12 protein-coding genes are annotated in these 13,323 nt (G+C 63.2%); 4 read left to right on the top strand and 8 right to left on the bottom strand.

Translation table 11 applies throughout. From position 1 onward, the window contains the following. Positions 1–39: 39 nt before the first annotated feature. Entirely contained in the window at positions 40–471 is a 432-nt protein-coding gene (locus GTQ41_RS16160) for a nuclear transport factor 2 family protein (protein WP_047293466.1), read from the bottom strand. Between the two features lie 517 nt (positions 472–988). On the opposite strand from GTQ41_RS16160, the gene GTQ41_RS16155 reads away from it, so the two are divergent. Both GTQ41_RS16155 and GTQ41_RS16150 read left to right on the top strand, forming a co-directional pair. Beyond that, the gene (locus GTQ41_RS16155; RefSeq protein WP_047293467.1) at positions 989–2,200 is read left to right on the top strand and encodes a helix-turn-helix domain-containing protein; all 1,212 of its coding nucleotides are present in this window, start codon (positions 989–991) and stop codon (positions 2,198–2,200) included. 31 nt (positions 2,201–2,231) lie between these two features. Beyond that, positions 2,232–2,864 (top strand): PQQ-binding-like beta-propeller repeat protein, encoded by a 633-nt coding sequence (locus GTQ41_RS16150; RefSeq protein WP_047293469.1) that lies wholly within the window; start codon positions 2,232–2,234, stop codon positions 2,862–2,864. A gap of 130 nt (positions 2,865–2,994) precedes the next feature. On the opposite strand, the gene GTQ41_RS16145 is transcribed toward GTQ41_RS16150, so the two are convergent. Both GTQ41_RS16145 and GTQ41_RS16140 read right to left on the bottom strand, forming a co-directional pair. After that, entirely contained in the window at positions 2,995–3,861 is an 867-nt protein-coding gene (locus GTQ41_RS16145; protein ID WP_047293471.1) for a CAP domain-containing protein, read from the bottom strand. A 251-nt stretch (positions 3,862–4,112) separates the two neighbouring features. After that, on the bottom strand, positions 4,113–4,886 hold the full coding sequence (locus GTQ41_RS16140; protein ID WP_047293473.1) for an alpha/beta hydrolase: 774 nt from the start codon (positions 4,884–4,886) through the stop codon (positions 4,113–4,115). 112 nt (positions 4,887–4,998) lie between these two features. Here GTQ41_RS16140 and GTQ41_RS16135 point away from each other — a divergent pair, with 112 nt between their 5' ends. Continuing rightward, positions 4,999–5,958, top strand: a complete 960-nt coding sequence (locus GTQ41_RS16135; RefSeq protein WP_196302424.1) for an aldo/keto reductase — start codon at positions 4,999–5,001, stop codon at positions 5,956–5,958. Here the strand turns inward: GTQ41_RS16135 and GTQ41_RS16130 are convergent. Continuing rightward, positions 5,915–6,856 (bottom strand): LysR family transcriptional regulator, encoded by a 942-nt coding sequence (locus GTQ41_RS16130; RefSeq protein ID WP_217325309.1) that lies wholly within the window; start codon positions 6,854–6,856, stop codon positions 5,915–5,917. The genes GTQ41_RS16135 and GTQ41_RS16130 overlap by 44 nt on opposite strands. Positions 6,857–7,054: 198 nt before the next feature. Here GTQ41_RS16130 and GTQ41_RS16125 point away from each other — a divergent pair, with 198 nt between their 5' ends. After that, a complete protein-coding gene (locus tag GTQ41_RS16125; RefSeq protein WP_047293477.1) occupies positions 7,055–7,471 on the top strand; it encodes a cupin domain-containing protein in 417 nt (138 codons plus the stop codon). 23 nt (positions 7,472–7,494) lie between these two features. Here the strand turns inward: GTQ41_RS16125 and paoC are convergent, their stop codons facing one another. The 4 genes from paoC to GTQ41_RS16105 all read right to left on the bottom strand — a co-directional run bounded on the left by paoC (position 7,495) and on the right by GTQ41_RS16105 (position 13,294). Next, positions 7,495–9,690 carry an aldehyde oxidoreductase molybdenum-binding subunit PaoC gene (gene paoC / locus GTQ41_RS16120; protein WP_047293479.1) on the bottom strand — a complete coding sequence of 732 codons (2,196 nt, stop codon included), beginning with the start codon at positions 9,688–9,690 and terminating at the stop codon, positions 7,495–7,497. Beyond that, positions 9,687–10,643: a xanthine dehydrogenase family protein subunit M gene (locus GTQ41_RS16115; RefSeq protein ID WP_047293480.1), complete on the bottom strand. Its 957-nt coding sequence runs from the start codon at positions 10,641–10,643 to the stop codon at positions 9,687–9,689. The genes paoC and GTQ41_RS16115 overlap by 4 nt, the downstream gene beginning before the upstream one ends. Further along, the gene (paoA, locus tag GTQ41_RS16110; RefSeq protein WP_047293482.1) at positions 10,640–11,263 is read right to left on the bottom strand and encodes an aldehyde dehydrogenase iron-sulfur subunit PaoA; all 624 of its coding nucleotides are present in this window, start codon (positions 11,261–11,263) and stop codon (positions 10,640–10,642) included. The genes GTQ41_RS16115 and paoA overlap by 4 nt, the downstream gene beginning before the upstream one ends. 276 nt (positions 11,264–11,539) lie before the next feature. After that, complete coding sequence (locus GTQ41_RS16105; RefSeq protein WP_217325529.1) at positions 11,540–13,294, bottom strand: L-lactate permease; 1,755 nt, start codon at positions 13,292–13,294, stop codon at positions 11,540–11,542. Positions 13,295–13,323 lie beyond the last annotated feature (29 nt).

The following is a 13,323-nucleotide window of genomic DNA, read 5'->3' as shown; positions in this document are numbered from 1 at the left end:
AAAAACCGCTGTAGGAGTTGCCGCAGGCTGCGGCAGCGCCTACACAGGTTTTGCGTTTGCCAGGTAGGCGCCCAACCGCCGTCCCATTTCCTCGCCGAGGGCCTGCAACCCACTCAACGGTCGCACCATCACCTCGAACTCGATAATTTTCCCGCGCTCATCGAAGCGAATCATGTCGATCCCCTTCAACTCTTTCGTCCCCACCTTGGCACTGAACTCCAGCACCACATTCAAACCATCGGCAGTCGCCAGTTCACGGTGGTATTTGAAATCTTCAAACACGTTGAACACGGTGTTGAGGATCATCGTCACCACAGGTGCGCCGGGGTAGGGCGAGTGGGCCATGGGCGAGCGGAACAGCGCATTCGGATCAAGCAGCTCGGGCAAGGCCGTGAGGTTGCCGGTGCGGATCATCTCGTGCCAGCGCTTCAAGGATTCGGCGGCGTTGGGGTGCAGGTTCAGTTCGGACATTGACCACTCCTGGAATTGTTGTTGTTTTTCGCGCGACGGCAATCACTCTAGTTCAAAGCGGCGTGCCCTCGAATCTTTGTGTGCCGGTCTGAATATCACGCCATGTCCGGAACAGATCAGTTTGGTATCTGATCCGTATTTTTCTGTTGGATCTGCCTCTGTAACCGGCTCAGTCAGGCGCTCAGAATAGCCCGGCAATCCGGTCACCCGCGGCTGCCCTTCATCCCGAAGCGCCCGGTGCACCGCAAGCTCAACATTAAGGAGAGCAGCATGAACAAGATGGCGATTTTCCTCGGTGGGTTTCTGACATTGACCATTCTGATCGGAATGCTTGCGACAATTTCTCCGGTCTGACCCCGGCAGTACTCCACCAGACTCCAGCGCCCTTTCTTATCGAAGGGCGCGACTGTTTCTACTGCGTTGTCATTTCTCGCATCACACTGTACTGGTGCCCGTCCGCTAACTGGACTAAACCGGGATATCCAGTCCCGGAAACTTTCACTGTGCCTGATCTGTCATGGACTCGTTGATCAATGCTGCCGGCCGTGCGCTCGCGGTGGGTGATCCGCTGGCCGCGTTGAAGCTCGTCGCCTTGCGTGAAGACCCGCCTGCGTTGGCGCTACGGGGCATCGCCATGGCGCAGCTCGGTGATGTGTCCCGAGCCAAGGTGCTGCTGCAGCGGGCGGTCAAGGCGTTCGGCGCCAACGAGCCGTTGTCCCGAGCGCGCTGCGTCGTGGCCGAGGCCGAAGTGGCGCTGGCGACGCGGGATCTGGGCTGGCCGGTGAAAGCGCTGGAGCCGGCGCGGCAGCTCTTGCTCGATCACGGCGATCAACTGAACGCTGCGCATGCCCGCTATTTGCAAATCCGCCGGCTGTTGCTGATCGGCCAGCTCGATGAGGCGCAGGCGTTGCTCGCCGCACTTGATCCCACCGCGTTGCCCCCGCCGTTGCGGGCCGCTCATGGATTGATGACGGCCGGTATTGCGCTGCGTCAGGTGCAGGCGCACAACGCGCGGGCGGCGCTCGAGCTTGCACAACGGGCGGCGCAGCAAGCGGCTATTCCCGCGCTGACCGCAGAGACCGAACAGGCCTTGCAAATGCTCGATACACCTGCGGCGCAACTGATTGTGTCTGGCCGGTCTCAGACCGTGACGCTTGCGCAGGTTGAAGCGTTGTTCGCCTCGCCAGCGCTGGTGGTCGATGCGTGTCGCTACAGCGTGCGCGGCGCGGGGATGACAGTGGCCCTGGCGACGCGGCCGGTGCTGTTCGGTCTGCTGCGAATGCTGGCTCAGGCGTGGCCGGAAGATGTGTCGAGAGAGGCGCTGATCGCTCAGGCGTTTCGCTTGAAACTAAGCGACGAATCCCATCGCGCACGCCTGCGGGTGGAGATCGGCCGTTTGCGTTCGGCGTTGCAGCCCCTGGCGGGGATCATCGCGACGGCGCGCGGTTTTGCCTTGGTCGCCGACGATGTGGCGTTGCTCACTTTGCCGGTCGAGGACAAGTACGCGACGCTGCTGGCCTTGCTCGCCGATGGCGAAGCCTGGTCGAGTTCGGCGCTGGCGTTGGCGTTGGGCTGCAGTCAGCGGCAAGTGCAGCGCTCACTGGAAGCACTGGCGCAGGCGGATAAAGTGCAAGGGTTCGGCGTGGGTCGTGCGCGGCGCTGGACCACGCCGCCGGTGCCGGGTTTCGCGACGATCTTGTTACTCCCGGTGTCGTTGGGCAATGGCTAGGCTGGACACTCCTACCAACGAGGAAGGCAGCATGAAACAGGCAAACGCAGAAATCCTTCGTGAGTACGGCCCGTTCGACGGCGTCGAACGTGTCCACGGCGTGACCTTCGACGGCCAGCACGTGTGGTTCGCCAGTGACGGCCAGCTCAATGCGCTGGACCCGGCCAGCGGCGAAACCGTGCGCACGCTCAAGGTCGGTGCCGACGCTGGCACCGCGTTCGACGGCCAGTACCTGTTCCAGATCGCCGACAGCCGTATCCAGAAAATCGACCCGACCACCGGCCGTGTGCTGAACACCGTCCCGGCGCCGGGCGGCGGCAACGATTCGGGGATGGCCTGGGCCGAAGGCTCGCTGTGGATCGGCCAGTATCGCGAGCGCAAGATCTATCAGGTCGATCCGGAGACTGGCGCGGTCTTGCGCACGCTGGCGTCAGACCGCTTTGTCACCGGGGTCACCTGGGTCGACGGCGCGTTATGGCATGGCACCTGGGAGGGCGATGAAAGTGAACTGCGCCGGGTCGATCCGCAGGATGGCGAGGTCCTGGAGCGTTTGAAGATGCCTGCGGGGACAGGTGTTTCCGGGCTGGAAGCGGATGACGGCGAGCGCTTTTACTGCGGTGGCGGGGGGAGTGGGCGGCTGCGGGCGGTGCGGCGGCCCAAGTGATGGAGGGTGCCTGCTCTGGCCCTTCGCGAGCAGGCTCGCTCCCACATGGGGTCAGCCTCAACCAGGCAAAATGTGGGAGCGAGCTTGCTCGCGAAGGGGCCAGTAGCTTCACTGAAAATCTCTCAGCGAATCAAGGCGCACCAAACACCATCGTCCAGTAAACCCCTTCATCACTGCGCGCCTCGCTGGCAAAACCCGCGCCGACCTGGGTGAACATCGGGTTCATCAGGTTGGCACAATGCCCGGGACTGGCCAGCCATCCGGCCATCGCCTTGCCCGGTGAACTCTGGCCGGCGGCGATGTTTTCGCCGATCTGCCGGCCCCGATAACCTGCCGCTCGGGCGCGATCGGCCGGCATGTCGCCGTCCGGATCACGGTGGGCGAAGTAGTTGCCGTAGGCCATGGCCTTGCTATGCCCTTGCGCGGCGGCTCCCAGCGCCGGGTTCCAGCTGAGCGGGCGAGCGGCGGCGAAGCGCTGGCGTCCACACATCCGTGGGCGTGCACGGGCGGCGTTGACCTCGGCGAGCAAGGCTTTGCCGACGCTGCGGTTGTCGCCGACGCGACTGTCGAACACCGGTTGCGCCAGCACCACTTGCCATTCACCGCGGGCGCGGCTGACGCCGATGTCGGCGTACTGGGCGTCGAGCAGGGCGCTGCAGTGGCTGTCTTGCAGCTGTTCGAAGGCTTCCTCGGCATCCCCGGCACCGACGATGCGGATGCTGCGCACCGCCACCGCCGAATATCCCGAAGACTTCAATCTCTCGCGCAAGCCACCGCCGTAGCCATAGCCGATCGGCAACGCCAGATTCGACTTCAGCGACAGTGGCGCCAGGCGCTGGGCAGGGCGACGTTCGCAGCGTTGCGGATGGGCGCGGTAATCGTTGATGGCGGCCACCAGCTGCCGCTCTTCGCTGGCGTGGCTGGTCTCGGTAAACAGTGGGGCAAGGATCAGCAGGCACAGCGAAACGAAGCGTGATGAGCGAACGACATGGCGCATGGGACGGCAGACTCAGGGGAAAGGACAGTGCTGAAGTGGGTGGTCGCGGAATGCGGCGCCACTAGGACTGGGCTTTTTGCACTTGGTTCATGCTGGCAAACTGGCTTTTTTGCTGGGTGTGAAGGAGAGGGTGATCCAGGATTTTGTGTTGTCCGCACTGGCCCCTTCGCGAGCAGGCTCGCTCCCACAGAGCCAGGTGGGAGCGAGCCTGCTCGCGAAGGAGCCAGTTCAGCCGACGCAATAATCGGCTATCAGCGATCAAGCACTGCCTGCATCCACTGCAGATACTGCGCCCGCTCGGCAATCGAGTTGTGCCCCGAATCCGGCACTACTCGCAGCGTCGCCACACCTTTGGGGAAATGCCCCAGCAGCCGCTGCGTGCTGTCCCGTGGAATCACCTCATCATCGCTGGCTGCCAGCAGCAGGGTCGGTACTTGAATGTGCGCGGCATAGCGACCCGACTCGAAGCGATCCTTCAGCAGCCATTTCACCGGAAACCACGGGTATTGGCGCACGGCGAGTTCTTCGAGGCTGTTGTACGGCGTCACCAGAATCAATGTCTGCGCCGGGCGCTGACTCGCCAGCCGCACCGCCACTCCGGAACCCAGGCTGCGCCCGACCACGGCAATCTGCGGATGGCTGGCGTAGACCCGGTCAAACAGCGCCAGCGCATCTTCGGCAATCGCTTCCTCCGAGGGTGAGCCACCGCTGCCGCCAAAGCCCCGGTAGTTCAACAGATACAGCGCGTAATCGGGAAACGCTGCGCTGAATGAAGGCAGGTTGTGCGACACGTCCTCGGCATTCCCGCCGAAGTAGATCAGCGCTTTCGGACCCGCATGTTCGCGAACGGTTATCCAGACATCGGCATCCGGCATCGCCAGTTTCAGCCGTGAATCTGCCGTGGTCACGGCACTGCCAGGCTGGGGGAAATAGATCAGCGAACGCTGAAACACGAACAAGGCCCCGCACAGCAAAACGTAGAGGGCGATGAGCAAAGCGACGACTGACATCAGGATTCTGGACATTCGGCTAACTTTAACGGGACGCGGGTGTTCGCTGTCGCAGTGTAGTCCAGCGCCGTGGAGGGACAGCCGTCGCACACAACGTGCAACAGATTCACGCAGCAGGGGAACCAGCATGAGCCACACTGAGGGTTGCTCCCGTCGCCGATTGCTCACGCTGGCTGCCGGGGTTTCGGCGGTGCTGAGCTTTGACCGGGCGTTGGCCACTGTCGCCACGCCGACTGCCACTTCGCCGAACCAGGCAGGAGACCAGACCATGCAGACCCGCGCCATCCCTTCCAGCGCCGAACGACTGCCCGTGGTGGGCCTGGGCACTTATCGCGGCTTCGACGTTGAGCCCGGCGAGACTGCCTATAAACAACTGCCGGCAGTGCTCGACGAGCTGTTCAGAAAGGGCGGCACCCTGATCGACAGCTCACCGATGTATGGCCGCGCCGAGCAAACTACTGGCGAACTGCTGGCGATCCACGAACCGCGTTCGCCGGCCTTTCTCGCCACCAAGGTCTGGACGCGCGGGCGCGAGGAAGGTATCGCGCAGATGGAGCAATCCTTTCGTCTGCTGCGCACCGAACGCATCGACCTGATGCAGATCCACAACCTGCTGGACTGGCAAAGTCATCTGCCGACTCTGCGCGCGTGGAAAGCCGAGGGGCGTATCCGCTACATCGGCATTACCCATTACACGCCCTCGGCTTACGACGAAGTCGAAGCAGTGCTCAAGGCTGAACCACTCGATTTTCTGCAAATCAATTACGCCCTCGATGACCGTGGCGTGGAAAAACGCATTCTGCCGTTGTGCCGCGAGCGCGGGGTCGCGGTGATCTGCAACCGGCCGTTTGGCGGTGGCGGGCTGCTCGAGCGGCTCAAGGGCAAGCCGCTGCCGGCGTGGGTGTCGGACGTGCAGGTCAACAGTTGGCCGCAACTGGCGCTGAAGTTTTTGCTGTCGCACCCGGCGGTGACCTGCGTGATTCCCGGCACCGGCAATCCGCGCTACATGACCGACAACGCCGGCGCGGGGTTCGGGCCGATGCTCACCGATGCGCAGCGGCATCAGTTGATTGCGCTGCTGGGATAGGCGCCTGCCCGCGATACCGCAACGCCTCGACCAACAACGCAAACGCCGGCGCCGCCTGCCGTCGACTCGGGTAATACAGGTGATAACCGGCAAACGTCGGACACCAGTCGGCCAGCACTTGCAGCAGACGCCCGTCGGCCAGATAGGGCGCGACGATGTTTTCCGGAATGTAGCTCAGGCCAAAACCGTCGAGTGCGGCGTCGAGCAGCGGATACACGCCATTGAGGGTGACTTGCCCGGAAACCCGCACCTTGAGGCTTTCGCCGTCCTTCTCGAACTCCCAGGTGTACAGCCCGCCGTTGGTGGGCAGGCGCAGGTTGTTACAGGCATGGGCGGTCAGATCCCGCGGTGTTTGCGGCTGTTCACGCTTGGCGAAGTAAGCAGGCGAGCCGACCACCGCCATGCGCATGTCCGGGCCGATGCGGGTGGCAATCATGCCTTGCGCGACATCTTCGCCCAGCCGCACGCCGGCGTCGAAGCCTTGCCCGGCGATGTCAACGAAACCGTAGTCGCAGATCACCTCGACGGCGATGTCCGGGTATTGGGGCAGGAATTCCTTGAGCACCGGACGCAGCAGCCAATTCAGCGAATGGTCGGTGGCACTGATGCGGATCCGGCCTGCGGGCGTCTCGCGCAGGTTGCTCAGGGCCGCCAGTTCCTGCTCGATCTCTTCGAAGCGCGGGCCGATGGTCTGCAGCAGATGTTCGCCAGCCTCGGTGGGCGAGACGCTGCGGGTGGTGCGCGTCAGCAGGCGCAGGCCAAGGCGCGCTTCGAGGGCGCGAATGGTATGGCTGAGCGCCGATTGTGAAACGCCCAGTCTGGCCGCGGCTTTGGTGAAACTGCGCTCGCGGGCCACAGCGAGGAAGGCGTGCAGGTCACTGGCGTTTTCTCGAAGCATTGATGAGTGTCCTGCATAAGTTTTTTCGAATTCTAGTCGATTATCTGAAGAGTACGGCTCGCTAAAGTGACGCAAGTTCCCTGTAGGAGCTGCCTCAGGCTGCGATCTTTTGAGGTTTTTTTGAAGATCAAAGATCAAAAGATCGCAGCCTGCGGCAGCTCCTACGGGGGAAGTCTCTTTCAGATTTGGAGTCTTGTGATGAATGCACATATCTCAGGCGTTACCGTCACCCCCAACGGCTCGCAGCCTTCGGCCAAAGGCCCGACGGACTGGTTCACCGGCACCGTACGCGTTGACGCGCCGTTCAAAGGAAGCGAGGCAGCGCGCGTCAGCGGCGCCACGGTGACCTTCGAGCCGGGCGCACGCACCGCGTGGCATACCCATCCGTTGGGTCAGACGCTGATCGTCACCGCCGGTTCAGGTTTCGTGCAGGAGTGGGGGCAACCGGTTCGCGAGATCCGCCCCGGCGATACCGTGTGGATCGCGCCGCAGGTGAAGCACTGGCATGGCGCCGCGCCGACCACGGCGATGACGCACATTGCGATTGCCGAGGTGCTGGACGGTGAAGTGGTGGAGTGGATGGAGCAGGTGAGTGCGGCGCAGTACCCGAACTGACCTGCGGCAGCTCCTGCAGAGGGTCAGATCATCTCTGGCAGGGAAGAGAGGATCTTGTCGAGGGTGATCGGATACTCACGCACCCGCGCCCCGGTGGCGTTGTAGATCGCATTCGCCACCGCCGCACTCACGCCGCAAATCCCCAGTTCACCCACACCCTTGGCTTTCATCGGCGATGAAACCGGATCGGTTTCGTCGAGGAAAATCACTTCCTGATGCGGGATGTCAGCATGCACCGGCACCTCGTATCCAGCCAGGTCGTGATTGACGAAAAAGCCCAGCCGCTTGTCCACCGCCAGCTCTTCCATCAGTGCCGCGCCGACGCCCATGGTCATCGCCCCGATCACTTGGCTGCGCGCGGCTTTCGGGTTGAGAATCCGTCCGGCCGCGCATACCGCGAGCATACGCCGCACGCGGACTTCGCCGGTCGCTGCATCCACTGCCACTTCGACGAAATGCGCACCGAAAGTCGACTGCTGATACTGCTTGGCGAGGTCGCCGAATTCGATGCTGTCCTCGGCCTCGACCACGCCATCTTTTGCCGCATCACGCAGCGGCAGAGTCTTGCCGCCGGCACGCACCTGACCGTCGGCGAACTCGACGTCACTACCGCTCATGCCCAGCTTCGTCGCCACCGCTTCACGCAGTTTCATGCACGCGGCATACACCCCGGCAGTCGAGCAGTTACCGCCGAACTGGCCGCCGGAACCGGACGACACCGGGAAATTCGAATCGCCCAGATGCACCGTCACATCCGCCAGAGGCACGCCCATCATCTCGCCGGCGGTCTGGGCGATGATGGTGTAGCTGCCGGTACCGATGTCGGTCATGTCGGTTTCCACCGTGACCTTGCCATCGCGCTCTAGCCGCACCCGGGCGCCGGATTTCAGCAGCAGGTTGTTGCGAAACGCCGCAGCGACGCCCATGCCGATCAGCCAGCGGCCTTCGCGACGGCTACCGGGTGTGGCGTTGCGCTGGTTCCAGCCGAATTTCTCGGCGCCGGTCTGCAGGCATTCGATCAGGCGCCGCTGGGAGAACGGACGCTCGGTTTTCACCGGATCGACCTGGGTGTCATTGAGGATGCGGAACTGCACCGGGTCGAGCTTGAGCTGCTCGGCCATTTCGTCCATGGCGATTTCCAGCGCCATCAGCCCCGGCGCCTCACCCGGTGCGCGCATGGAATTGCCTTCGGGCAGATCCAGCGGCGCCCGGCGCATGGTCACCCGGCGGTTTTCCCCGGCATAAAGCAACTGGCTCGGTTGCGCGGCAACTTCGACCTTGCCGTCCTTGAGGTTGCCCGACCAGCCTTCGTGGGCGATGGCGCTGAGCTTGCCGTCCGCCGTCGCGCCCATCCGAATACGCTGAATCGTGGCCGGGCGGTGGGTGGTGTTGTTGGCCATTTGCGGGCGGGCGAGGGCGACTTTCACCGGGCGGTTGGCCAGGCGCGCACCGAGGGCGGCGAGGATCGCGTCGGCACGAATGAACAGTTTGCCGCCGAAGCCGCCGCCAATGTACGGCGAGATCAGGCGCACGTTTTCCTTGGGCAGGCCAAGGGTCGTGGCGACGTCGCCGACGCTCCAGGCAATCATCTGATTGGAGGTCCACAAGGTCAGGTGATCACCTTTCCATGCGGCCAATGTGGCGTGCGGCTCCATCATTGCGTGGGATTGATCGGGGGTGGTGTAGGTCTGGTCGAACTGCACCGGCGCGGCGGCGAAGGCCGAGTCGAAATCGCCGTGGGTCACGTCGGGCAACTCGTCGTCTTCGACACCCTGGTCGCGCACGTTGGCCAGTTCAAACTCGCCTTTGGCCGTGACGTAATCGACCTTGACCAATTGCGCTGCGGCGCGGGCCTGCTCGAAGGTCTCGGCGACCACCAGCGCCACGGCCTGGTGATAGTGCTGCACCTTGGGCCCGGCGAGCAGCGGCGCCGAATTGTATTGGCCTTTACCGAGCTTGCCGGCATTGGCGGCGGTAACGATGGCCAGCACGCCCGGTGCGGCTTGGGCCGCGTCAAGATCAATGTGGCTGATGCGGCCCTTGGCGATGGCCGAACCGACCATGAAACCGTAAGCCTGATTCGCCACGGCCTGATGCTGCTCGTAAGCATACGGCGCCTGGCCGCTGGTTTTCAGCGGGCCTTCGATGCGGTCGGTGGGCTTGCCGACAACTTTCAGTTGGTCGATCGGGTTGGTGGTGGCGGGCGTGTCGAATTTCATGCCTGATCCCTCGCTTGCGCCAACACCGAGCCCAGCGTGCGCTCGACCAGCGTCAGTTTGAATTGGTTGTCGTGGGTTGGCGTGGCGCCGTCAAGCAGACGTTCGCTGACGGCTTTAGCGCCTTGGGACAGCAACGCGTCAGCGGCGTCGACCCGCCACGGTTTAGGCGCAATACCGCCGACCGCCACACGGCCGCTGCCGTCCTTTTGCAGGATCAGACCGACCGACACCAGCGCGAAAGCGTACGACGAGCGATCGCGCACCTTGTGATAAATGTGTGTGCCACCGACCGGCGCCGGCAGGGTTACCGACGTGATGAACTCGCCGGGCGTGAGGCTGGTTTCGATATTCGGCGTGTTGCCCGGCAGTTGATGGAAATCGGCGATGGCGATGCTGCGGGTGCTGCCGTCCGGTTTCACCGTTTCAACCTGTGCATCGAGGGCGCGCATGGCAATTGCCATGTCGCTGGGGTGGGTGGCGATGCAGGCGTCGCTGACGCCGATCAGTCCCAGTTGCCGACTGACCCCGCCAATCGCCGCGCAGCCGCTGCCGGGCTGGCGTTTGTTGCAGGCCTGATTGACGTCATAGAAGTACGGGCAGCGGGTGCGTTGCAGCAGGTTGCCGGCAGTACTCGCCATGTTGCGCAACTGACCGGAAGCGCCGGCGAGCAAAGCGCGGGAGAGCAGCGCGTAGTCCTTGCGCACGCGGCTGTCGGAGGCCAGATCGGTGTTGCGCACCAGCGCGCCGATGCGCAATCCGCCTTCAGGTGTGGCTTCGATCTGATCGAGGCCCAAGTGGTTGACGTCGATCAGGTGCAGCGGGGTTTCGATGTCGAGTTTCATCAGGTCCAGCAGGTTGGTGCCGCCGGCGATGAACTTCGCGCCTTCAATCTGCGCCGCCAGCGTTGCGGCTGCGGCGGGGGAGTCGGCGCGGCTGTAATTGAACGCTCTCATGCTGGCACCTGCGCAACTTCAGTGATGGCTTCGATGATGTTGGAGTAGGCGCCGCAGCGGCAGATGTTGCCGCTCATGCGCTCCTGGAATTCGCTGGCGATCAGTTGTGGCGCCTCGGTCAGGCTGGGGCTGACGTGACTGGGGATGCCCTCGCGAATTTCCTTGAGCACCGCCACCGCCGAACAGATCTGCCCCGGCGTGCAATAGCCGCACTGGTAACCGTCGTGCTTGATGAACGCGGCCTGCATCGGGTGCAGATGGTCGGGCATGCCGAGGCCTTCGATGGTGGTGATCTCGCTGCCTTCGTGCATCACCGCCAGGGTCAGGCAGGCATTGATTCGGCGGCCGTCGGCGATCACCGTGCAGGCGCCGCACTGGCCGTGGTCGCAGCCTTTCTTGCTGCCGGTCAGGTGCAGGTGTTCGCGCAGGGCGTCGAGCAGGGTGGTGCGGTTGTCGACCTCAAGGGCTTGGGGTGTACCGTTGACGTTGATTGTCAGTTTGGCCATGGCGGGTTGCTCCAGACTGGCCACGTAGGCCTTGAGGCTGATGAAAGGGGGCATTGCAAACGCGGTGGCGGTCACCGCGCCGAGGATCAGGAATCTTCGTCGGGAAATCGTCATGCTTCGATTCCTCTCTGGCTTAATCAGGACGGCAGGGATTGAAGGGCCCAAACGGGCGCGCCGGCATGTTTACCGGTCTCGTTCTTGGAATGACCTGCGCGGAGGGGAAAAGGTTTTTGCGGATTTGCGCTATAGAGTTATGCGCAGGATTCATTAATGAGCTGGGCGACGCTGACCTTGTGGGAGCGGGCTTGCCTGCGATGGGGTCGTGTCAGTCAGCATTGCTTGAATGACACACCGCCATCGCGGGCAAGCCCGCTCCCACAGGTATTGTGTTCAATGCCCGCCAACCACCATGTGCGTGAACGGCGCCACATACGCCTGCAACGTCACCAGCCCGCCGACCAGCACCGCCAGCACAATCGAGTGGAAGAACACGTAGCGCAGAATCTCGCCCTCATGCCCATACCAGCGGGTCGCGGTGGAGGCGACCACGATCGATTGCGCATCGACCATCTTGCCCATCCCCCCGCCGGAACTGTTGGCCGCCGCCATCAGCACCGGGCTGATGCCCAGCTGTTCCGAGGTCACTCGTTGCAGTCCGCCGAACAGCACGTTCGAAGCCGTGTCCGAGCCAGTCAACGCGACGCCGAGCCAGCCGAGCAGGGTGCCGAACATCGGGTAGAACACTCCGGTCGCGGCAAACGCCAGACCCATGGTGGCGTCCAGTCCGGAATACCGCGTGAGGAACCCCAGCGCCAGCATCGCGGCAATGGTGATCAGCGAAAACCGCACCACCCACAACGTGCGCAAGTATTGCTTGATCAGTTGCGGGATCGAATAGCCCATCAATAAACCGCCGACAATCGCCGCCAGCAGAATGCCGCTGCCGGTGGCAGTGAACCAGGTGAACTTGTAGATCGCTTCCTCGGCTTTCGGCGCCGGCACCACCGGCGGGACTTTCTGCACTTGCAGGTGCAGGGTGGTGAAGGTCAGCGCCGGCGAGAAAATCGGGTTGGCCTCATTGAGCGGTTTGCCTTGAGGATCGAGTTTGACCGCGTGCGTCACCGGATCCAGTGCCGGGCGCACATCGAAGATGTTCTTGAAGCCCTGGGTGCCCCAGGCAAATACGAACACCGTGAGGATGATCCACGGCATCCACGCACGCATCACCGCCGGGCGTGCCTGATCGCTGAAGGCGGCGCTGGCGGTGACTTTTTCTTCCTCGACCCGGGAGTTGTCGACCCGCCCGAACAGGGCGGCCGAGGTGTACACCGTCGCCGGTTTCCAGACTCGCAGAAACAGGGTCAGACAGGCCATGGAAATCAGCGCGGCGATCACGTCCACCAGCATCGGCCCGTGGAAGTTCGAGACGAGGAATTGCGGCACCGCGAAGCTGACCCCGGCCACCAGAATCGCCGGCCAGATCTCCAGCATCTTGCGCCACCCGGCAAACGCCCAGATCAGCCAGAACGGCACCAGCACCGAGAAAAACGGCAGCTGCCGACCGACCATCATCGACAGCTCCATCTCATCCAGCCCGGTGACCTTGGCCAAGGTGATGATCGGCGTACCGAGTGCGCCGAACGCCACTGGTGCGGTGTTGGCAATCAATGCCAGACCCGACGCCGCCAGCGGCGAAAAACCGAGGCCGATCAGAATCGCTCCGGTTACCGCGACCGGCGTACCGAACCCGGCGGCGCCTTCGAAAAATGCACCGAAGCAGAACGCGATCAGCAGCAACTGCAAACGCCGGTCATCGGTGATACGTGCGAGGGAATCCTGCAGCACTTTGAACGAGCCGTTCTCGGTGGTCAGGCGGTGCAGAAAAATGATGTTGAGCACGATCCAGCCGATCGGCAGCAAACCATTGGCCGCGCCGAACAACGCCGCCGAACCGGCCATGCTCGCCGGCATGCCGAAGGCGAAGATCGAAATCAACAATGCCGAAGCCAGGGCGAGCAGGGCGGCCAGGTGCGCCTTGACGTGAAAGAACGCCAGCGCCGCGAGCATCACCACCACCGGCACCGCGGCCATGAGCGTGGAGATCAGCGGGTTGCCGAACGGGTCGTAGATTTGCTGCCAGACCATGATCCACCTCTGCTTGTTGTTATCGAGGC

The organism is Pseudomonas sp. AN-B15, from assembly GCF_019056475.1.
GTDB classification, from domain to species: Bacteria; Pseudomonadota; Gammaproteobacteria; order Pseudomonadales; family Pseudomonadaceae; genus Aquipseudomonas; species Aquipseudomonas parakoreensis.
This window is presented reverse-complemented; position numbering and strand designations above follow the sequence as displayed.

What these genes read in the sequence shown, in the direction of transcription:
- GTQ41_RS16140 (WP_047293473.1), bottom strand. Translation starts at nt 4,886, where the DNA reads ATGTCCAGAATCCTGATGTCAGTCGTCGCTTTGCTCATCGCCCTCTAC.
- GTQ41_RS16160 (WP_047293466.1), bottom strand. Translation starts at nt 471, where the DNA reads ATGTCCGAACTGAACCTGCACCCCAACGCCGCCGAATCCTTGAAGCGC.
- paoC (WP_047293479.1), bottom strand. Translation starts at nt 9,690, where the DNA reads ATGAAATTCGACACGCCCGCCACCACCAACCCGATCGACCAACTGAAA.
- GTQ41_RS16125 (WP_047293477.1), top strand. Translation starts at nt 7,055, where the DNA reads ATGAATGCACATATCTCAGGCGTTACCGTCACCCCCAACGGCTCGCAG.
- paoA (WP_047293482.1), bottom strand. Translation starts at nt 11,263, where the DNA reads ATGACGATTTCCCGACGAAGATTCCTGATCCTCGGCGCGGTGACCGCC.
- GTQ41_RS16135 (WP_196302424.1), top strand. Translation starts at nt 4,999, where the DNA reads ATGAGCCACACTGAGGGTTGCTCCCGTCGCCGATTGCTCACGCTGGCT.
- GTQ41_RS16155 (WP_047293467.1), top strand. Translation starts at nt 989, where the DNA reads ATGGACTCGTTGATCAATGCTGCCGGCCGTGCGCTCGCGGTGGGTGAT.
- GTQ41_RS16130 (WP_217325309.1), bottom strand. Translation starts at nt 6,856, where the DNA reads ATGCTTCGAGAAAACGCCAGTGACCTGCACGCCTTCCTCGCTGTGGCC.
- GTQ41_RS16105 (WP_217325529.1), bottom strand. Translation starts at nt 13,294, where the DNA reads ATGGTCTGGCAGCAAATCTACGACCCGTTCGGCAACCCGCTGATCTCC.
- GTQ41_RS16145 (WP_047293471.1), bottom strand. Translation starts at nt 3,861, where the DNA reads ATGCGCCATGTCGTTCGCTCATCACGCTTCGTTTCGCTGTGCCTGCTG.
- GTQ41_RS16115 (WP_047293480.1), bottom strand. Translation starts at nt 10,643, where the DNA reads ATGAGAGCGTTCAATTACAGCCGCGCCGACTCCCCCGCCGCAGCCGCA.
- GTQ41_RS16150 (WP_047293469.1), top strand. Translation starts at nt 2,232, where the DNA reads ATGAAACAGGCAAACGCAGAAATCCTTCGTGAGTACGGCCCGTTCGAC.